We start from the raw sequence: 18,364 nt of genomic DNA, 5'->3' as shown, positions 1-18,364 counted from the left end.
ATTCCCCATTCCTCTGCTGGGACGTCCGGCGGGACGTCCGGTGACACGTGCGCGGGGACGTCCGGGCGCGCGCCGGCTCGGGGCGGCGCGCGCCTCGGGTGCGTTCCCTCAGCTCCGGGCGGTGCGTGCCGCGCCCTCCCGCGCCGCCCTGACCACCGGCGACCCGGCCAACGCCCGCGCCAGCCGCACCAGTTCGCCGGTGTCGGAGAACAGCGCGGTGTGCAGCCGTGAGCCCGGCTCCGGGTCCTGAGGGGGCCGGGGCCGTCCTGCCTGGCGGGCGGCGTCCACGACCATGGCGGCCGCCGCGATGAAGTGCGCCTCGCCCGGTGGGCTGCCCTGGCCGCGGGCCTGCCGGTACGCCGTCTCGCGCACCCGGCCGTCGCAGCGGGACTGGAGGGCGAGCAGCGCGTCGAGGATGCGCAGCTCGCGGTAGTACAGCCGGCCGCGCGGCAACTGCCAGCGCGGAGGCGCGGGTTTGGGCGCGGTCGGCACGTTCCGCAGCTCCGCCCACAGGGGGCCGAGCGCCCGGTAGTCCCAGATGCTGTGCCACTGGGCGAGGGTCGCGGGCAGCAGCCGGGGCAGCACGAAGCCCGCCGCGCACAGCAGAGCGCCCAGCGCGGCGGCGCGCGGGGCCACGCCGGTGGACAGCCGGTCCAGATCACCGCCCGCCCAACGGGCCGCCACCGCGGCCGACTTGGCGCACTCGAAGCCGAGCACGTCCACGGCCAGGCCGGCCATGATGAGCCGCAGCCCCGTCCGCAGGATGCCGGTCACCTCACGGGACCAGCGCAGGCACACATAGATGGTGATCACCGCGCAGGCGCCGTGCCCGAGGAGATAGAGCGCGATCATCTCGCGCATGTACGGCGTGTTCGCGTAGTAGGTGTCGAGGTCCCGCAGCCGTTCGACGGGTGCGTGGGCGAGCGCGAACAGCGTGATGACGGCGATGATCACCAGGCTGTACACGGTGGCGACCCGCACCACCTGGCGCCGTACCCGTTCGGCGGGGCCGCCGCGCCAGTTGATCAGCAGGATCAGCAGGGAGGCGCTGTAGGCGGAGATGACGCTGTAGGTCATCGGGGCACCGAAGTTGGGGACGCGGGTGAGATGGTTGACCGCGCCCAGGGTGACGGGGGCGGAGCAGAAGAAGCAGAGCCCGCCGAGGAAGATGGACGCGCAGGTGGAGGCGGTCAGCGGGTCCCGCAGGGCGAGCCGGGGGCGGCGGAAGATCAGCAGGGCGGTCGCGGTGAACAGGCTCGCCACCGTGTACACGATCAGGCTCATGGTGCGGCGGCCCCTTCAGCAGACGGCCAGGGCGCGGTCGCCGGTGCCCTCGGCGAGGGCGTCGGAGATGCGCAGCAGCGCCGGGAGATCGGGCCGGCCGGCGAGCGGTACCACCGCGTCCGCCCGTTCCTCGTGCAGCGCCCGGACGGCGGCGGCGATGGCCGCGGCCCACGCGGCGGCCTCCGCCTGCTGCGGGTCCGCGCCGCCCCGCGACCGGTCGGCGTACGTCTGCCGGAACAGCCCCGCGTCGAGGTGGCGCCCCAGATGGTGCAGCCCGTTGTAGATGGAGCTCTGCCGCCAGGTCAGCCAGCGGGTCGCGGAGGGCCACAGCGGGCGCGGCGCGCGCAGGCTCTCGCGGGTGAGCAGCCCGGTCAGCGTCCGCTCCAGCGGGCCGAGGCGCGCGTACGCCCGCCAGCAGCGCGCCCGCAGGGCCAGGAAGGGGGCGAACAGCGGGATGACGATGCCGACGACGGTGACCGCGGCCCCGAGCCCGGCGCAGGCTGCCGGGAACGTCGTACCGAGCGCGGACCAGTCCCGGCCGCACCAACGGGCGGCGACCGCGACGAGTTTGGCGGCGCTGTAGCCACCGCCGACGAGGTTGCCGACGCCCATCAGCACCAGGCCCGCGCGCAGCGAGCCGCGCAACTGCCGGGCCCAGGACAGGGACCGGCACGCGGTGACGAAGACGGCGGTCAGGTGCGCGCCGAGGTACAGGACGATCATCTCGGCGATGTACGGCGTGGTGGCGTAGTACGTGTCGAAGTCCGTACGGCGTTCCACGCTCGCGTCGCCGAGCAGGAACAGGGCGGCGATGCCCGCGAGTACGGCGGTGTAGCCGAGGGTCCAGCGGCGGATCGCGCGGCCGGTGCCGGGGCCGCCGCGCCAGCGCAGGACGAGCGCGAGGGAGGCGGCGCCGTACGCGGTGACGGTGCCGTACGTCAGCGGGGCGGCCAGGTTGGGCACGCCGCTGGCGCCGTTGACGTACCCGACCGTGCCGGGGGCGCCGAGCAGGAAGCACAGCGAGGCCAGGGCCAGCACACCGCTGAGGGTGAGCAGGAACGGGTCCCGCCAGCGGCGCGCCAGATCGGGCGCCTTCGCCAGCAGGCCGAGCCACAGCAGTCCGCAGCTGGCGTAGTTGATCAGGTCGCTCACCTTCTGGCACCGCGGTAGTTGAGGGCCGCGCCGATGCGTCCGGCGAGGTCGTCGTGGCCGGAGGTGTGTGCCGCGTACACGGAGTCGGGGGACGCTTTCAGCCAGGGCCGCAGCCGGTCCCCGATCAGCATGCCGAACAGGTCCGCGCGCTGCTCCGCGGCCTCCAGGAAGCGGGTGCGGGCGGCGGTCGCCACCGCCGCGTCGGGGCCGGCGGGCGCGGGGGCGCCCTCGGTGTGCGCGGCGCGGTGGGCGGGGTCGTCGTCGGCCATGTGCCACAGCTCGTGGCCCAGGATCACGAGCTTCATCCAGGGCGGGGCGTCGGCCTCGATGACGATGTCGTCGCGGCCGCCGCGCTCGATCCACAGCCCGGTCGCGGCGGTCTGCGGCGGGAAGTTCGCCTGGTGGACGACGATGGGACGACCGCGCCAGCGGATCGCGGACTCCACCAGGGCGTCCAGCAGATCGCCGGGGTCGGCGGGGATCGGCACGCGCAGGGGGTCGATCAGCTCGTTGGCGAACCGGCGCATCTTCCTGGTTGTCCGCACCATTCCCCCGGAGGCTGCGAGCGGTCACGTCTGACCGCAATATGCCAACTCCGGGCCGCTCGGGCCAGCTTCACCCGTCCGGCCCGGTCGGCACAAATGCGATGTACTTCGCCAACGGGACACCGCCCGCCCCGCCCCCTGGCCGAAACCGCCACTGCGCGCCCCGCGTGCCACCGGCGCTTTCAGCCAACCCCGGTGGGGCCCTCGTACCAGCAGGGCGTGCAGCCGCCGCAGCCCGGCGAGCAGCGAGCCCTCCCGGTGTTGTCATGCCGTGACCCTCATCACCGTCACGGTGTGCTCACGGGCCCTCCCCGGCGCCGGCGGGGCTGCCGGTAAAGTGGCGGGGTCGTCATCACACCCGTACGGGGGGAAGCCGGTGCAAGTCCGGCGCTGACCCTTCCCCACTTCCCGGCTTCGCCCGAAGCGGGGAGACCCCGAGCCGTGAGCCGTTCCCAAGGAACCGGTGAGCCGGAATGCCCCGCAGCGGACGTGACCGGCTCGTGTGCGTCGGCCGCTCGCCGCGCACGGCACCGTCGAGGTACACGGAGCCGAGCCGCTCGGGGCCCTCCCGTGCGCTGCCCGGCTCCCCGCAGGGAGAGGCACCCGCCGACCATGAACGTCCGCCGCACCGCCGCGGCTCTCGCCGCCATAGGCGTGCTGGCAGCCGCCGCACCCGCCGTGGCCGCCGGCCCGTCCCCTTCCCCCAAGGCATCGGTCCCGGCCGGTCTCTACGGCACATCGGACCCCACCTACGACGGTGTGTGGCGCCAGTCGCTCACCCTCGTCGCCCAGCGCACCATCGGCTACCGGCCGGCCCTCGCCGCCGTCGACTGGCTCACCGGCCAGCAGTGCGCGAACGGCTCCTTCGCCGCGTTCCGCGCCGCCCCCGCCAGGGCGTGCGACGCCAAGACCGTGGTGGACACCAACAGCACGGCCGCCGCGGTGCAGGCGCTGCACGCGACCGGCGGCCACGACGCCGCCGTCACCAAGGCCGTCGACTGGCTGAAGTCGGTGCAGAACAAGGACGGCGGCTGGGGCTACAACCCCGGCAGCCCCAGCGACGCCAACTCCACCTCCGTCGTCGTCGGCGCGCTGACCGCGACCGGCGCCGACCCGGCGGGCGTGCGGAAGTCCGGCAAGTCCCCGTACGACGCGCTGGCCTCCTGGTCCATCCCCTGCGACCAGGACGGCGGCGGCGCGCTGGCCTACCAGCCGGACAAGAAGGGCAAGCTGGCCGCCAACGCCGACGCCACCGCGGCCGGGGTGACCGCCGCGCTCGGCAAGGGCTTCGTGGCCGAGGCCGGCAAGGCCCCCGCCGCGGACGGCTGCGCCAAGGCCGGCCACCCCACCCCGGCCCGGATCGCCGACAACGGCGGCGCGTACCTCGCGGCGGCGGTCGCCAAGACCGGCCACCTCATGTCCGTGCTGCCCGGCGCCACCGACCAGCCCGACTACGGCAACACCGCCGACACCGTCGTCGCCCTCGCCGCGGACGGGCGCACCGCTGCGGCGAAGCAGGCGTACGCCTACCTGGAGAAGCACGCCGGCCCCTGGGCCGCCCAGACCGGCCCGGCGGCGTACGCCCAGCTGATCCTGGCCGCGCACGCGGTCGGCGCCCAGCCCGGCGACTTCGGCGGCACCAGCCTCGTGACCGCCCTCAACTCCCTCGGTCCGGCCCCGGCGATGAAGGACGCGGCCGCGAACCCGGCCAAGGCGTCCGACGGCACCTCGCACGCCGGGGTCTGGTGGAGCGTCGGCATCTGCCTCGTCGCGGGCATCGGCATCGGGTTCCTGCTCAGCACCCGCAAGAAGCGGCAGCCGTGACCGCCGTCCGCCGTGCCGTGCCGGTACTGCTGGCCGCGCTCGCCCTGCTGCTCGGCACGGGTGCGGGGCAGGCGGCGGCCACGGGGTACCGCTACTGGTCGTTCTGGGAGCGCTCCGGCGGCCACTGGACGTACGCCACCCAGGGCCCCTCGCTCGCCCGGCCCGAGGACGGCGCCGTGGAGGGGTTCCGCTTCTCCGTGAGCGCGGACTCCGGCGACGCGAGCAAGCCGCGCGGTACGGCGGACTTCGGGACGATCTGCGCGGGGACGGCGGCGAAGCCGGGCACGAAGCGGGTGGCGCTGGTCGTCGACTTCGGCGTCCCGGCGGACGCACCCACCGGCGAGACCCCGCCGGCCCGCCGCACCGCGTGCGCACGGGTCGCGCCCTCGGCCTCCGCGGCGGAGGCCCTGGCCGCGGTGGCGAAGCCGCTGCGGTACGACACGAATGCCCTGCTGTGCGCGATCGCCGGGTATCCGCGGAAGGGGTGCGGCGAGCAGGTGTCGGCCGACCGCGGGATGACGAAGCCGGGCCGCACGGAGAACCGGACCTCTTCCTCCGACGGACCGTCACTGGGGCTGCCGATCGGCGCCGGTGTCGTCGTCCTCCTGGCGGGGGCGGCGGTGTGGCAGTTCCGCCGGCGACGCGTATGACTCCGCCGGAGCGGCCGGCGGGGGCGGAACGCGTGGTCTTCCGCGGGCGGGAGGGCGGCCGGGGCGGGGACCGTCCTGCCCCGTCCGCCGTACCCGGCCGCGGGCCGACCGCGACCGGTCGCGCGGTTCCCCGCGCCCCTGGCGAGTCGCGGTCCCGTCGGCTGCGAAGTGCCGCGGCCGCGGGCGGTCGTGCCGCTCGGGGCGACGGGGGTCCCCCCGCGCCGGCGGAGCCGGCAGTGGCGGAGGGCGGGCGCGGCACCCGGCAAGCGCCGGTGAGCGAGGCCGCCCCCGGACAGCACCGGCGTCGCGCGACCGTGCATCCCGGTGCCTGGTGGCTGTGGGCGATATCGCTGGGGACGGCGGCGACCCGTACCACCAATCCCCTGCTCCTCGCCCTGCTCATCGCCGCGTCCGGGTACGTCGTGGCGACGCACCGCTCCACCGCCCCCTGGGCCCGCTCCTACTCGGCGTTCGCCAAGCTCGCGTTCGCGGTGCTGCTCATCCGCCTGGTCTTCGCGGTGGCCCTCGGCTCCCCGATCCCCGGCACCCATGTCCTGCTCACCCTCCCGGAGATCCCCCTCCCGCACTGGGCGCAGGGCATCCGGCTCGGCGGCGAGGTCACCGCGGAGGCGCTGGTCTTCGCGGCGTACGACGGGCTGAAGCTGGCCACCCTGCTGATCTGCGTCGGCGCCGCGAACGCCCTCGCGAGCCCCTCCCGCCTGCTGAAGTCCCTGCCCGGCGCCCTGTACGAGACCGGCGTCGCCGTCGTCGTCGCCCTCACGTTCGCACCGCACCTCATCGCCGACGTCCAGCGGTTGCGCGCCGCCCGCCGGCTGCGCGGTCGCCCGGACCGGGGCGTGCGGGGCCTGCTCCAGGTCGGACTCCCGGTCCTGGAGGGCGCGCTGGAACGCTCCGTCGCCCTCGCCGCCGCCATGGAGGCCCGCGGGTACGGCCGCAGCGCCGACGTCCCCGCACGGGTGCGCCGTACGACCGCCGCCCTCACCCTCGGCGGTCTGCTCGGCGTCTGCGCGGGCACGTACGGGCTGCTCACCGCCGAGGGCGGCGGGTACGGCGCCCCGCTGCTGCTCGCCGGGGTCGTCGCCGCCCTCGCCGGACTGCGCCTGGGCGGCCGCCGCTCGCTGCGCACCCGGTACCGTCCCGACCCCTGGGGCGCCCACGCCTGGCTGGTCACCGGTTCCGGCGTCGCCGTGGCCGCGCTGCTGGCCCTCGCCTCGGCCCGTTCCCCCGAGGCCCTGCACCCCGGCGTGGTCCCGCTGGCCGCCCCCGCCCTGCCCCTGTGGCCGGCCGCGTCGGTCCTCCTCGCCCTGCTGCCCGCCTTCGTCGTCCCGAGGGAGCACTCGTGATCCGCTTCGAGAAGGTCGGCGTCACGTACGACGGCGCCGCCGAACCCACCGTCCGGGACGTCGACTTCGAGGTGCCGGAGGGTGAACTGGTGCTGCTCGTCGGCCCGTCCGGGGTCGGCAAGTCCACCGTGCTCGGCGCGGTCAGCGGTCTCGTCCCGCACTTCACCGGCGGCACCCTGAGCGGCCGGGTGACCGTGGCCGGCCGGGACACCCGCACCCACAAGCCCCGCGAACTCGCCGATGTCGTCGGCACGGTGGGCCAGGATCCGCTCGCCCACTTCGTCACCGACACCGTCGAGGACGAACTCGCCTACGGCATGGAGTCGTTGGGCCTCGCGCCCGAGGTGATGCGCCGCCGCGTCGAGGAGACCCTCGATCTGCTGGGCCTCGCGGGGCTGCGGGACCGGCCCATCGCGACCCTCTCCGGCGGTCAGCGCCAGCGCGTGGCCATCGGCTCCGTGCTCACCCCGCACCCTCGGGTGCTCGTCCTCGACGAACCGACGTCCGCGCTGGACCCCGCCGCCGCGGAGGAGGTCCTCGCGGTCCTCCAGCGCCTCGTGCACGACCTCGGCACGACCGTCCTCCTGGCCGAGCACCGCCTGGAACGCGTCATCCCCTACGCCGACCGCGTCGTCCTGCTCCCCGCCCCCGGCACACCCCCCGTCACCGGCACTCCCCAGGACGTCATGTCGGTCTCCCCGGTCCACCCCCCGGTCGTGGCCCTGGGCCGCCTGGCCGGCTGGACCCCCCTCCCCCTGACCGTGCGCGACGCCCGCCGCAAGGCCGGTGACCTGCGGGAGCGCCTTGCCACCGCGGCGCCGGGCGGACCGGCCGCCGCAGCCGCTCCGACCGCGGGCGATCGTGCCGCAGGAGCGACGGGGAGGGCGGGCGCAGCGGCCTCCCGCGAGCGCGGGCAGGCGGCCCCGCTCCCGGCCACCGGCACCACCGGGCGCCTGTTCCGGCGCCGTACCAGGACCACCACCGCGCCCGGACAAGCCCCCATCGCCACCGCCCGCGACCTCACCGTCCGCCGCTCCGCCCGCACCGCCCTCCACCACGTCGATCTCACCGTCTCCCCCGGCGAGACCATCGCCCTCATGGGCCGCAACGGCGCCGGCAAGTCCACCCTGCTCAGCAGCTTCGTCGGCCTCCTCGAACCCACCAGCGGCACGGTGACCGTCGGCGGCCACACCCCCCACCGCACCCCGCCCCGCGCCCTGATCCGCCAGGTCGGCCTGGTCCCCCAGGAACCGCGGGACCTCCTGTACGCCGACACCGTGGCAGCGGAGTGCACCGCCGCCGACCAGGACGCCGACGCCTCCCCCGGCACCTGCCGCGCCCTCCTGGACCGGCTCCTGCCCGGCATCGCCGGCGGCACCCACCCCCGCGACCTCTCCGAGGGCCAGTGCCTCGCCCTCGCGCTGGCCGTCGTCCTGACCGCCCGCCCGCCCCTGCTCCTGCTGGACGAGCCGACCCGCGGTCTGGACTACGCCGCGAAGGCCCGCCTGGTCACCGCGCTGCGCGAACTCGCCGCCGAGGGGCACGCGATCGTCCTGGCCACGCACGACGTGGAGCTGGCCGCGGAGATCGCCCACCGGGTGGTGCTGCTGGCCGAGGGCGAGGTGATCGCGGACGGCCCGACGGCGGAGATCGTCGTGTCCTCCCCCTCCTTCGCCCCGCAGGTGACCAAGATCCTCGCCCCCCAGCGGTGGCTGACCGTCTCCCAGGTCCAGGAGGCCCTGGGATGACCCAGCCCCCGCCCGCGCCCGCCACCACTCCCGCACCCGCCACCGCGCCCGCCGCCGGCCGCATCCGCGCCGTCCGCCTCGGCCCCCGCTCCGTCGCCGCGCTCGCCCTCGCCACCGCCGTCGGCGTGGTCGCCTTCGGCTGGCCCTTCCTCGCGCCGCCCGCCTCCCAGCTCAACGCCCACGCCCAGGACGCCCCCTGGCTGTTCGCGGGCCTGCTGATCCTGCTCGTCGCGGTGGTCGCGGCCACCATTTCGGAGTCGGACCTCGGCCCGAAGGCGGTGGCGATGCTGGGTGTGCTCGCCGCCACCGGTGCCGCGCTGCGCCCGATCGGCGCGGGCACCGCCGGGATCGAGCCGATGTTCTTCCTGCTGGTGCTCAGCGGCCGGGTCCTCGGCCCCGGCTTCGGCTTCGCGCTGGGCTCGGTGACGATGTTCGCCTCCGCGCTGCTGACCGGCGGTGTCGGCCCCTGGCTGCCGTTCCAGATGCTGTCGATGGGCTGGTTCGCGATGGGCGCGGGCCTGCTGCCGGGCCCGGTGCGGCTGCGCGGCCGGGCCGAGCTGCTGCTCCTGGCCGGGTACGGCTTCCTCGCCTCCCTCGCCTACGGCACGGTGATGAACCTGGCCGGCTGGCCCTTCATGGGCGCCACCGCCTCGGGCATCTCCTTCCATCCGGGCGCCTCGGTCGCCGCCAACCTGGCCCGCTTCGCCGCCTACTGCCTGGCCACCTCCCTGGGCTGGGACCTGGGCCGGGCCCTGTGCACGGTGGTGCTGACCTGCGCGCTCGGCCCGGCGGTGCTGCGCGCGCTGCGCCGGGCCACCCGGCGGGCCGCGTTCGAGACGCCGGTCACCTTCGACGAGCCCGGTGCGTGAGGGGCCGTACCCGCGCGGTGAGCGGGCCGGTGAAGCAGCCCACATGACGCAGCTCACCTACGAAGCGGGATCGTAGCGGCTTTTGTCCGATACGTTCCACTGGACACCCTCTCCGACCTGCGGTTTGAGAGCTGCGCCACAGAATGCTCATTCCCGCCCCATCCGGCCACAACTAGTAAAAGGGGTGATTGCGGACGGATTTCCGGGCTGCTTATCTGTTCGACGTCGCCAGGCACCACGAGCCCCCAGGGGCTCACGCCGGCTCTCCCCGTCCCCGACGCAAGAGGTGCTCCGTGTCCGTCTCCGTCATCCGTCGCATCGCTTCCCCGAAGAAGGCCCTCACCGTCGCCGCCGTGGCCGCCGCCACCGCCGGCATGGCGCTGTCCGCGGCGCCCGCCCAGGCCGCCGCCCCGGCCTCGGCCTCCTCGGCGCAGGCGATCGCGCACAAGATGATCCCGGACGCCGCGCAGTTCAACGCGTTCAGCCAGATCGTCCAGCGCGAGAGCGGCTGGAACCCGACCGCCACCAACGCCTCCTCGGGCGCCTACGGCCTGGTCCAGGCGCTGCCGGGCGCGAAGATGGCGTCCGCGGGTGCCGACTGGAAGACCAACCCGGCCACCCAGATCAAGTGGGGCCTGGACTACATGAACTCCCGCTACGGCAGCCCCGCCAAGGCCTGGGCCTTCTGGCAGGCCAACCACTGGTACTGAGCCGGCCCGCGCCGCAGCCGCGACATCGAGAAGCACCCCCGCCGCCCGCCCGGCGAGGGTGCTTCCCGCATGTCCGGGGCATTGCCGGCCGGCCCGTGGTGAAGTGGTTCCCGCCCCCGCCCGTCCGGCGAACCGGAGGAACCGTGACGACCCCGCCGACCCCGCCGACACCCCCGACGCCGCCCGCCCCCGACGCCGCGGCGGCTCCCGCGCCGGACCCGGAGGCGCGCGGGCTGCGGCTGGTGCTCGTGCTGATCGCGCTGACCGTGGTGAGCGGTCTGATCGACGCCGTCAGCTATCTGGGCCTGGGCCGGGTCTTCACCGCGAACATGACCGGCAACGTGGTGGTGCTGGGCTTCGCGGCGGCCGGGGCGGCCGGGTTCTCGGTGCCGCGCACGGCGACCTCGCTGTGCTGCTTCCTGATCGGCGCGGTGGCGGGCGGCCGGGTGGCGGCCCGGTACGGGGGCGGGTCCCGGCGCTGCTGGGCACGGCTGACGCTCGCGGCCGAGGCGGTCCTGGTGGGGCTGTCGGCGGCGGTCGCCATCGCCTGGCCGGGCCGCACCGGCACGGTCTACGCCCTCATCGCCCTGACCGCCTTCGCGATGGGCGTGCGCAACGCGACGGTCCGCAAGCTCGGGGTCCCCGATCTGACGACCACGGTGCTGACCATGACCCTGACCGGCCTGGCCGCCGACTCCCGCCTCGGCGACGGCACCGGGCACCGCTCCCCGCGCCGTACCGCCTCGGTGATCGCGATGCTCGGCGGCGCGTTCCTCGGCGCGTGGCTGGTGCTCCACCACGGCCTGGGCGTCCCGCTGCTGATCGCGGCCGCCGGCTCGGCGGCGCTCGCGGTGTGCGCCTCCGGCAAGGAGTGACGGCGCCCGGCCGGGGCGCCCGCTATCTCACCGGCACCGGCTCCATCAGCCCGGCCGTGGTGCGGGCCGTACCCCTCGCCGCCCGCGGCCCCTGGACCACGTACGACAGGGCGAAGCCCGCGGTGACCACCACGGCGCCGCCCACCGCGTCGAGCACCCAGTGGTTGGCGGTGGCGAGGATGGCGCAGACGGTGAAGAAGGGGTGGAGCAGGCCGAGGGCCTTCATCCACCACCTGGGGGCGAGCACGGCGATGACCACACCGCACCACAGGGCCCAGCCGAAGTGCAGGGACGGCATCGCCGCGTACTGGTTGGTGAGGGCCGTCATCGCGCCGTAGTCCGGGTGGGCGAGGTCCTGCGCGCCGTGCACGGTGTCGATGAAGCCGAGGCCCGGCATCAGGCGCGGCGGAGCCAGCGGGAACAGCCAGAAGCCGATCAGGGCGAGGAAGGTGGCGAAGCCGAGGGAGGTGCGGGCCCAGCGGTAGTCGACGGGACGGCGCCAGTACAGCACCGCGAGGACCGTGAGCGGCAGCACGAAGTGGAAGGACTCGTAGTAGAAGTCGAAGAAGTCCCGCAGCCAGCCGATCCCCGCGACCGTGTGGTTGAGCCAGTGCTCGATGTCTATGTGCAGGAACCGCTCGATGTGCACCACGATCCGCCCGTGGTGCTCGGCGATGGCCCGGCCCCGGTCGTCCCCGCTCGCGCCCGCGGCCAGCCGGACCTGCGCGTACGCGGCGTACACGACCCGGATCAGCAGCAGCTCCAGCAGGAGGTTGGGGCGGGTGAGGACCCGGCGCAGAAAGGGCAGCAGCGGGATGTGCCGGAAGCGGGCGGGGACCGCGGGGGCGTACTCGGTCGGGACGGGCTGCCGGTAGTACGGCGAGGTCCGGGACAGGAACGGTACGGCGACGGCGGCGGCCAGCGCCGCGACCAGCACCAGTTCGTCGCGCAGGGCGTACAGCGCGGGGGTGTTCGGCAGCATCATCTTCGCCGGCAGGGTCGTCACCAGCACCACCGCGACCGGCCACACGGTGCGGTCCGAGGCCCGGCGGCCGACCCGGCCGACCACCGCGAGCAGCAGCCACAGCAGCTGGTGCTGCCAGGTGGTGGGCGAGACGGCCACCGCGGCGCAGCCGGTGATCGCCACGGCGAGCAGCAGCTGCCCGTCGTGCGCGTAGCGGGCCGCGCGGCGCAGGGCGAGCACGGAGACGGCCGCGCCGAGCAGCAGGAAGAGGGTGATCTCCAGCGGACCGCTGAGGCCGAGGCGGAGCAGGGCGCCGTGCAGGGACTGGTTGCCGAGGGCGTCGGCCTTGCCGCCGAGGCCCACGCCGGCCGGGTGGCGCAGCCAGTAGGTGGCCGAGTCGTGCGGCAGCGCGGCCCAGGCGAGCGCGGTCAGCCCGGCGAAGGTGCCGGCGCCGGTGAGGGCGGCCCGGCGGCGGCCGGTGCACCACAGCAGCGGTACGAACAGCAGCACGGTGGGCTGGAGGGCCGCGGCGAGGCCGAGGCACAGCCCGCTCGCCCGCTGTCCCCGTACGGTGAAGCAGCCGAGCAGCACCAGCAGGACCGGGATGATGCTGGTCTGGCCGAGCCAGAGCGCGTTGCGCACCGGCAGCGAGAGCATGAGCAGGCTGATCGCGACCGGCGTGGCCAGCAGGGAGGTGCGCCGGCTCACCGGCTGGGGCAGCGCACGGGCGGCGACCACGCCGAGCGCGACCACCAGCAGCAGGCTGGCGAAGGTCCAGCTCCAGCCGAGGGCGGCCTCCGCGGCGCGGGTGAGCGGCTTGAGCACGAGCCCGGCGAGGGGGGTGCCGGTGAACTGCGTGGAGTCGTAGAGGGAGCCCTTGACGTGCAGGACGCCGTTCGGGCCGACCCATGTCTCCAGGTCGGTCAGGCGCTTGCCGCTCGGAGTGGTGAGGACGGCGGTCAGCTGCCGGACGGCGAGGATGGCGGCCACTGCCCACAGCGCGAACCGCGCCGCGCGCAGCCGCCCCCCGGCATCCGCCGGACCGAAGCCGTCCCCCGGTCCCGCCCCGTGTTCCACATTCGCCACGCCTCGTCGGCCTCCCGCCCCGTTTTCGTCCCGCCGTGCGTCGTTCACGCCGGGTCATCCCCACGCAACCCTACGAGGCTCGCAGACCCCCTGGAAGGGGAAGCAGGCAACCCCCGGTTCACCTGGTACCCGCTCCCCTTTTGTCCGGATGTTTGTCCGGATGACGTCAGCGCGGGGGGCCTCGGTTGCGCCGCGGGGGCGCGAGAAGGGTCACAGCCAGGGCGCCGGCAGGCGGCTCGTGAGCGGGCGGAGTTGCCTGTTGACACGCCCTTTAGCTGCCCTATGCACGCATCCGCGTACGGCGCGTAAGGCCGCAATCAGTGCCTATGGTCGGTATTCGGCCCTTCGCACGTCCGGTGTTCCCGCCGGTGCCGCCGGGGCCGCGTCTCTGTCCCCGTCGAAAGGCAGGCGAGCCCCGTTTTGGCGACCGTCACAGCCGTCACCCCCCACATGAAGGCCCGCGGGGCCGCGCCGTCGGCCGCCCGCGACGTCACCGTCACCGATCCCGCGCTCGTCCGGCGCGCCGTCAAGGCGGCCGCGCTCGGCAACGCGATGGAATGGTTCGACTTCGGCGTCTACAGCTACATCGCGGTCACCCTCGGCAAGGTCTTCTTCCCGTCCGGCAACCCGACGGCCCAGCTGCTGTCGACGTTCGGCGCCTTCGCGGCGGCGTTCCTGGTGCGCCCGCTCGGCGGCATGGTCTTCGGCCCGCTGGGCGACCGGGTGGGCCGGCAGAAGGTCCTCGCGGTCACCATGATCATGATGGCGGCGGGCACCTTCGCGATCGGTCTGATCCCGTCGTACGCCTCGATCGGCGTGGGCGCGCCGCTGCTGCTGCTCGCCGCGCGGCTGGTGCAGGGCTTCTCCACCGGCGGCGAGTACGCCGGTGCCTCGACCTTCATCGCCGAGTACGCCCCCGACAAGAAGCGCGGCTTCTTCGGCAGCTGGCTGGAGTTCGGCACGCTCGCGGGCTACATCGGCGGCGCGGGTCTGGTGACGCTGATGACGGCGCTGCTCCCCTCGGCCGACCTGCTCTCCTGGGGCTGGCGCGTCCCGTTCCTGATCGCCGGTCCGATGGGCCTCATCGGCCTGTACCTGCGGATGCGCCTGGAGGAGACCCCGGCGTTCGCGGCGGAGGTCGAGAAGGCGGAGGCGTCCCGGCCGAAGGTGCCGCTGCGGGAGATGGTGGCGGGCCAGTGGAAGGCGCTGCTGCTGTGCATGGGGCTGGTGCTGGTCTTCAACGTCACCGACTACATGCTGCTGTCGTACATGCCGAGCTACCTCACCAGCGAGCTGAAGTACAACGAGACGCACGGGCTGCTCGTCGTGCTCGGTGTGATGGCGCTGATGATGATCGTCCAGCCGTTCGCCGGGGCGCTGACCGACCGGGTCGGGCGCCGGCCGGTGATCGCGGCGGGGTGTGCGGGCTTCCTGTTCCTGTCCGTCCCCGCGCTGCTGCTGATCCGCCAGGGCAGTCTGCTCGCGGTGGCGCTGGGCATGGGCGCGCTGGGTCTGCTGCTGGTCTGCTTCACGGCGGCCATGCCGGCGGCGCTGCCCGCGCTCTTCCCGACGCGGGTGCGGTACGGGTCGCTGTCCATCGGGTTCAACGTCTCCGTGTCGCTGTTCGGCGGGACGACGCCGCTGGTGGTGACGGCGCTGATCGGGGCGACGGGGAACATGATGATGCCCGCGTACTACATGATGGGCGCGGCGGTCATCGGCGGGTTCGCGGTGTGGCGGATGTCGGAGTCGGCGGGCCGCCCGCTGCCGGGTTCCGCACCGGCGGTGGAGAACCGGTAAGCGCGGTACGGCCGGGCCGCCGCCGACACTCCGGTCGGGCAGGTGGTCCACGACGACGAGCTGGACGGCGGCCCCGCCGCCGTCACGGCCTTACGGGGACGCGCACGGCGGCCCGTGCCGTCCCCGCTCCGCCGCCCCTGGTCTGATCCCTCCCCCGGACTCCCGGCCGATCCTCTCCCCGTCTCCGCGCGCCAACTGAGATGATCGGAAGACGGCAGCGGGCCGGCGGCCTCGCCAGGCACTCGGGAAAGGCAGCAGGCACATGAGCGGGCAGCAGCTCTGGGACGACGTCGACGACTACTTCATCAGCAACCTCTCGCCCGACGACGAGGCGCTGCGGGCGGCCCTGCGGGAGAACGACGCCGCCGGGCTGCCGCCCATCGGGGTCACCGCCGCCCAGGGCAAGCTGCTCCAGCTGCTCGCCCGGCTGCAGGGCGCGCGCACCATCCTGGAGATCGGCACGCTCGGCGGCTACAGCACCATCTGGCTGGCCCGCGCCCTGCCCGAGGACGGCAGGCTGGTCACCCTGGAGTACAGCGCCCGGCACGCCGAGGTGGCCACCCGCAACATCGCGCGCGCCGGCCTCGACCGGATCGCCGAGGTGCGGGTGGGCCCGGCCCTGGAGTCGCTGCCGAAACTGGCCGACGAGAACCCGGCCCCCTTCGACCTGGTCTTCATCGACGCGGACAAGGCCAACAACCCCCACTACGTGGAGTGGGCGCTGCGCCTGACCCGTACGGGCAGCCTGATCGTCCTGGACAACGTGGTGCGCGAGGGCCGCGTCGCCGACCCGGACACCACCGACCCGGAGATCGTCGGCACCCGTACGGCCATCGAGCTGATCTCCTCCCACCCGAGGCTCAGCGGCACGGCCATCCAGACGGTCGGCAGCAAGGGGTACGACGGCTTCGCGCTCGCCCTCGTACTGGGCTGATGTACTGGGCTGAGGCCCCTGCCGACCGCGGGGCCTCAGAGCTCGTGGCAGAAGCCGACGCTCACGCTGCGCGGCCCGCCGCGGTCCTGGACGGTGATCTCGCCGGAGCCCCCGCGCGGCAGCGGCACGGTGGCGCCGGGGGTCAGGAGCCGGGCGCTCCCCCCGGCCGTCAGCCGCACCTCGGACGCCGGGTCGGGCTGGGAGCCGCGCAGCCAGGTCAGTTCCCAGGTGCCGTCGGCTCCGCAGCGGAACTCCAGGTGCGCGCGGGAGACGAACAGCCAGTCCTCGGGGGTGACCAGCCGGCACCCGGCGGCGTCCCGGCCGACCCGCAGCACCGCGCCGGGCGCGCTCGGCGCCTGGGCCATCGTCATGCCGGCCGTGGCCCCCGCGTCGGCCGCGGAGACGGCGACCATGGTGAGTTCGAGCACCTGCGTTCCCCCTGAAACCTCGTTGCGCGACGGGCGGTTGCCCTGCGCGCCGCCGCCGCATGATAAGACGCCCGGCCGGGCCCCGTCCGGCACACTGGGGTCATGACCGAGCGAAAGCCACCCGGCGTCCCGTTCGAGTCCTGGGTCGACAAGCAGATCCAGGAGGCCCAGGCGCGCGGAGAGTTCGAGCGGCTGCCGGGAGTGGGCGAGCCGCTGCCCCCGGAGGTCGAGTCCGGCTACGACGAACTGTGGTGGGTCAAGCGGAAGATGGCGCGCGAGGGCCTCGCCGTGCTGCCACCCGCGCTGGCCCTGCGCAAGGAGGCCGAGGACGCGCTGACGGCGGCGTACGCGGCGCCCTCGGAACGGATGGCCCGGAAGATCATCGAGGACGTCAACGCCAAGATCCGAGACATGATGTTCAAGCCGCCGCCGGGCCCCCCGCTGGGGAAGAAGCCGTACGACGTGGAGGACGTCCTCGGCGAGTGGCGGCGGCTCAGACAGCCCCGCCCCTGACCCGAGGGCCGGGGCCGCGGCCCTCGGGTCGAGCAACGGGCCCTAGCCGTGCAGCAGGCGTTCCGCCAGGTCGCGGTAGTCGCGCAGCGCCAGCCGCAGTTGTTCGGTGCCGGTCTCGTTCGCCGCGCCCCGGTCCTCGCCGTCCTCCCAGGACATGCGCAGGCTGCGGCGGCGCCGGGTCACGGCCTCGCCGAACCGCGCGGCAATCTCCTCCAGCGCCCGGTCGGCCTCCTCCACGGCCGCCCTGGGCCGGTCCACGAACCCGGCCGCGACCTGCCGCATCCGCTCCTCCCAGCGCTCGGTCTCCTCGCGCGGCAGCAGCGGGGCGGCGGCTGGCGACCCCGCGTCCCCGCCCGCGGGCCCGGCGCCCATGCCGGCTCCCGTGCCGGTCCCCGCCGACGTCGCCGTCGGCCAGGCGTCCGGCGCACTGCCCTCGGTGGCGCCCGCCTCGCGTGTGCTGACGTCTCCGGGCGAGGGCACGCCCAGCCCGTTCTCCGGCATCCGCGCCATGTCCGGGGCGGGCGCGGACGTCCCGAGGTCGCCCTCTCCGCGCGCGGTCATGGACCGGTCACGCCCGGCCGCGTCCGGATCACGCCCGGCCATACCTGAATCGGGTCCGGCCCTACCGGGTTCCCGCCCGGTCGGCATCCCCGTCTCGCGCCCGCTCGGCGCTCCCGGCCCACGCCCGCTCGGCGTCCCCGGCTCGCGGCCGAGTGTGCCCGGATCGCGGCCCGGCGCGCCCATCCCCTCGGTACCGGGCCGCAGCCCCTCCGTGCCGTGCTCCTCCCGCTGCTCGGCCTCCGGCACCCACTCCTCGTCCGGCGGGCGGGCGTAGCGGCTGGTGGGGTACCGCTCGTCACCGGGGCCGTTTCTCCTGTCCGGCATGGTGTTCGTCCCTTCTTCGCTCGCGGATGGGCTGCTTCGGTCAGGCCGCGCGGTGGCGGCCGGACGCCGACGCGCCGCTGCCGGCACCGGTCAGGTCGTCGAACAGCTCGTGCGCCCCGACCAGGGCGGCGCGCATCTCCTCGGTCCCGGCGCCCGGCGCGGCACCGGCCCCGGCCCGTGCCATCCGGTGGACCCGGCGGTAGCCGTCGATGTGCTCCGCGTGGTGCACGGACAGCGCGGCCAGCTGCTCCTCGTACCGTCCGCCGTCGGGGTAGCCGCGGACATGCGCGACCTCCCCGAGCAGCTGGTCGGCCTCGGCCACCGCCTGCCGCGGGGACTCCACGAAGTGTTCCTGGACGCTCGTCCAGCGGGCCGCGTACCGCTCCCGCTCCTCCGGGGCGAGGGGCCGCTCGCGCAGGTCGCCGTGGCGTTCGAGGCGCTCGTTCAGCTCGCGTTCCGCGGCGCGCGTGTCCCCGTCGTGGGCGGCCACGGTCCGGTCGTACTCGGGGCCGAACCGCCGCTTCAGACCGGGTCCGGCGCCGCTGCGACGGCCGATCAGCATCGTGACCAGCGCGGCGACGACCACGAGCGCCACGATCACGACCAACAAGATGATCAAGCCAGTGGACATGGTTGCCTTCCGCTCGGATCGCGGACCGGCCCGGCCGACCGGTCCCCTTACCGGGTCTCCCGGAAGCCCGCCCACAAACGGCACACGACGCTCACCGGGGGC

Annotated in this window: 17 protein-coding genes; 10 read left to right on the top strand and 7 right to left on the bottom strand. The window is 74.8% G+C overall.

Going from position 1 to position 18,364, the window contains the following annotated elements:
• Nucleotides 1-108 precede the first annotated feature (108 nt).
• From ACZ7EC_RS07400 to ACZ7EC_RS07390, 3 genes are read right to left on the bottom strand one after another with little or no spacing between them, the layout of a single operon-like run.
• Nucleotides 109-1,284 (bottom strand): MAB_1171c family putative transporter, encoded by a 1,176-nt coding sequence (locus tag ACZ7EC_RS07400; protein WP_471059085.1) that lies wholly within the window; start codon nucleotides 1,282-1,284, stop codon nucleotides 109-111.
• A gap of 15 nt (nucleotides 1,285-1,299) precedes the next feature.
• Nucleotides 1,300-2,436, bottom strand: a complete 1,137-nt coding sequence (locus ACZ7EC_RS07395) for a DUF6545 domain-containing protein (RefSeq protein WP_471059083.1) — start codon at nucleotides 2,434-2,436, stop codon at nucleotides 1,300-1,302.
• On the bottom strand, nucleotides 2,433-2,981 hold the full coding sequence (locus tag ACZ7EC_RS07390) for a toxin (RefSeq protein ID WP_471059764.1): 549 nt from the start codon (nucleotides 2,979-2,981) through the stop codon (nucleotides 2,433-2,435). The genes ACZ7EC_RS07395 and ACZ7EC_RS07390 overlap by 4 nt, the downstream gene beginning before the upstream one ends.
• A gap of 612 nt (nucleotides 2,982-3,593) precedes the next feature.
• Here ACZ7EC_RS07390 and ACZ7EC_RS07385 point away from each other — a divergent pair.
• The 7 genes from ACZ7EC_RS07385 (at nucleotide 3,594) to ACZ7EC_RS07355 (ending at nucleotide 11,021) form a co-directional block, all read left to right on the top strand.
• Nucleotides 3,594-4,805 carry a prenyltransferase/squalene oxidase repeat-containing protein gene (locus ACZ7EC_RS07385; RefSeq protein ID WP_471059081.1) on the top strand — a complete coding sequence of 404 codons (1,212 nt, stop codon included), beginning with the start codon at nucleotides 3,594-3,596 and terminating at the stop codon, nucleotides 4,803-4,805.
• Entirely contained in the window at nucleotides 4,802-5,455 is a 654-nt protein-coding gene (locus tag ACZ7EC_RS07380; RefSeq protein ID WP_471059079.1) for an SCO2322 family protein, read from the top strand. Before ACZ7EC_RS07385 ends, ACZ7EC_RS07380 begins: the two co-directional genes overlap by 4 nt.
• Nucleotides 5,428-6,819, top strand: coding sequence for a CbiQ family ECF transporter T component (locus ACZ7EC_RS07375; protein ID WP_471059077.1), 1,392 nt, complete (start codon nucleotides 5,428-5,430; stop codon nucleotides 6,817-6,819). The genes ACZ7EC_RS07380 and ACZ7EC_RS07375 overlap by 28 nt, the downstream gene beginning before the upstream one ends.
• The gene (locus ACZ7EC_RS07370; RefSeq protein ID WP_471059075.1) at nucleotides 6,816-8,567 is read left to right on the top strand and encodes an ABC transporter ATP-binding protein; all 1,752 of its coding nucleotides are present in this window, start codon (nucleotides 6,816-6,818) and stop codon (nucleotides 8,565-8,567) included. The genes ACZ7EC_RS07375 and ACZ7EC_RS07370 overlap by 4 nt, the downstream gene beginning before the upstream one ends.
• Nucleotides 8,564-9,436, top strand: coding sequence for an ECF transporter S component (locus ACZ7EC_RS07365; protein ID WP_471059073.1), 873 nt, complete (start codon nucleotides 8,564-8,566; stop codon nucleotides 9,434-9,436). Before ACZ7EC_RS07370 ends, ACZ7EC_RS07365 begins: the two co-directional genes overlap by 4 nt.
• 293 nt (nucleotides 9,437-9,729) lie before the next feature.
• Complete coding sequence (locus tag ACZ7EC_RS07360) at nucleotides 9,730-10,146, top strand: aggregation-promoting factor C-terminal-like domain-containing protein (RefSeq protein WP_471059071.1); 417 nt, start codon at nucleotides 9,730-9,732, stop codon at nucleotides 10,144-10,146.
• Between the two features lie 233 nt (nucleotides 10,147-10,379).
• On the top strand, nucleotides 10,380-11,021 hold the full coding sequence (locus ACZ7EC_RS07355) for a YoaK family protein (RefSeq protein WP_471059762.1): 642 nt from the start codon (nucleotides 10,380-10,382) through the stop codon (nucleotides 11,019-11,021).
• A gap of 22 nt (nucleotides 11,022-11,043) precedes the next feature.
• On the opposite strand, the gene ACZ7EC_RS07350 is transcribed toward ACZ7EC_RS07355, so the two are convergent.
• Entirely contained in the window at nucleotides 11,044-13,071 is a 2,028-nt protein-coding gene (locus ACZ7EC_RS07350) for a bifunctional glycosyltransferase 87/phosphatase PAP2 family protein (protein WP_471059069.1), read from the bottom strand.
• Nucleotides 13,072-13,521: 450 nt separating this feature from the next.
• On the opposite strand from ACZ7EC_RS07350, the gene proP reads away from it, so the two are divergent.
• A complete protein-coding gene (gene proP, locus ACZ7EC_RS07345) occupies nucleotides 13,522-14,871 on the top strand; it encodes a glycine betaine/L-proline transporter ProP (protein ID WP_471059760.1) in 1,350 nt (449 codons plus the stop codon).
• 262 nt (nucleotides 14,872-15,133) lie between these two features.
• A complete protein-coding gene (locus tag ACZ7EC_RS07340; protein WP_471059068.1) occupies nucleotides 15,134-15,805 on the top strand; it encodes an O-methyltransferase in 672 nt (223 codons plus the stop codon).
• A gap of 35 nt (nucleotides 15,806-15,840) precedes the next feature.
• Here the strand turns inward: ACZ7EC_RS07340 and ACZ7EC_RS07335 are convergent, their stop codons facing one another.
• On the bottom strand, nucleotides 15,841-16,233 hold the full coding sequence (locus tag ACZ7EC_RS07335) for a hypothetical protein (protein ID WP_471059066.1): 393 nt from the start codon (nucleotides 16,231-16,233) through the stop codon (nucleotides 15,841-15,843).
• Between the two features lie 102 nt (nucleotides 16,234-16,335).
• Between ACZ7EC_RS07335 and ACZ7EC_RS07330 the strand changes: the two genes are divergently transcribed.
• A complete protein-coding gene (locus ACZ7EC_RS07330) occupies nucleotides 16,336-16,746 on the top strand; it encodes a DnaJ family domain-containing protein (protein WP_471059064.1) in 411 nt (136 codons plus the stop codon).
• A gap of 42 nt (nucleotides 16,747-16,788) precedes the next feature.
• Here ACZ7EC_RS07330 and ACZ7EC_RS07325 read toward each other — a convergent pair whose 3' ends face one another.
• Complete coding sequence (locus ACZ7EC_RS07325) at nucleotides 16,789-17,631, bottom strand: hypothetical protein (protein ID WP_471059062.1); 843 nt, start codon at nucleotides 17,629-17,631, stop codon at nucleotides 16,789-16,791.
• A gap of 40 nt (nucleotides 17,632-17,671) precedes the next feature.
• Nucleotides 17,672-18,262, bottom strand: a complete 591-nt coding sequence (locus ACZ7EC_RS07320) for a hypothetical protein (protein WP_471059060.1) — start codon at nucleotides 18,260-18,262, stop codon at nucleotides 17,672-17,674.
• Nucleotides 18,263-18,364: the final 102 nt, after the last annotated feature.

The sequence above is a fragment of the Streptomyces sp. NPDC037203 genome (assembly GCF_055605065.1).
Note: the sequence above shows the minus strand (reverse complement) of the source record. Positions and strands in the feature narration are given on the sequence as shown.

What these genes read in the sequence shown, in the direction of transcription:
- ACZ7EC_RS07400 (WP_471059085.1), bottom strand. Translation starts at nt 1,284, where the DNA reads ATGAGCCTGATCGTGTACACGGTGGCGAGCCTGTTCACCGCGACCGCC.
- ACZ7EC_RS07385 (WP_471059081.1), top strand. Translation starts at nt 3,594, where the DNA reads ATGAACGTCCGCCGCACCGCCGCGGCTCTCGCCGCCATAGGCGTGCTG.
- ACZ7EC_RS07365 (WP_471059073.1), top strand. Translation starts at nt 8,564, where the DNA reads ATGACCCAGCCCCCGCCCGCGCCCGCCACCACTCCCGCACCCGCCACC.
- proP (WP_471059760.1), top strand. Translation starts at nt 13,522, where the DNA reads ATGAAGGCCCGCGGGGCCGCGCCGTCGGCCGCCCGCGACGTCACCGTC.
- ACZ7EC_RS07340 (WP_471059068.1), top strand. Translation starts at nt 15,134, where the DNA reads ATGAGCGGGCAGCAGCTCTGGGACGACGTCGACGACTACTTCATCAGC.
- ACZ7EC_RS07330 (WP_471059064.1), top strand. Translation starts at nt 16,336, where the DNA reads ATGACCGAGCGAAAGCCACCCGGCGTCCCGTTCGAGTCCTGGGTCGAC.
- ACZ7EC_RS07325 (WP_471059062.1), bottom strand. Translation starts at nt 17,631, where the DNA reads ATGCCGGACAGGAGAAACGGCCCCGGTGACGAGCGGTACCCCACCAGC.
- ACZ7EC_RS07320 (WP_471059060.1), bottom strand. Translation starts at nt 18,262, where the DNA reads ATGTCCACTGGCTTGATCATCTTGTTGGTCGTGATCGTGGCGCTCGTG.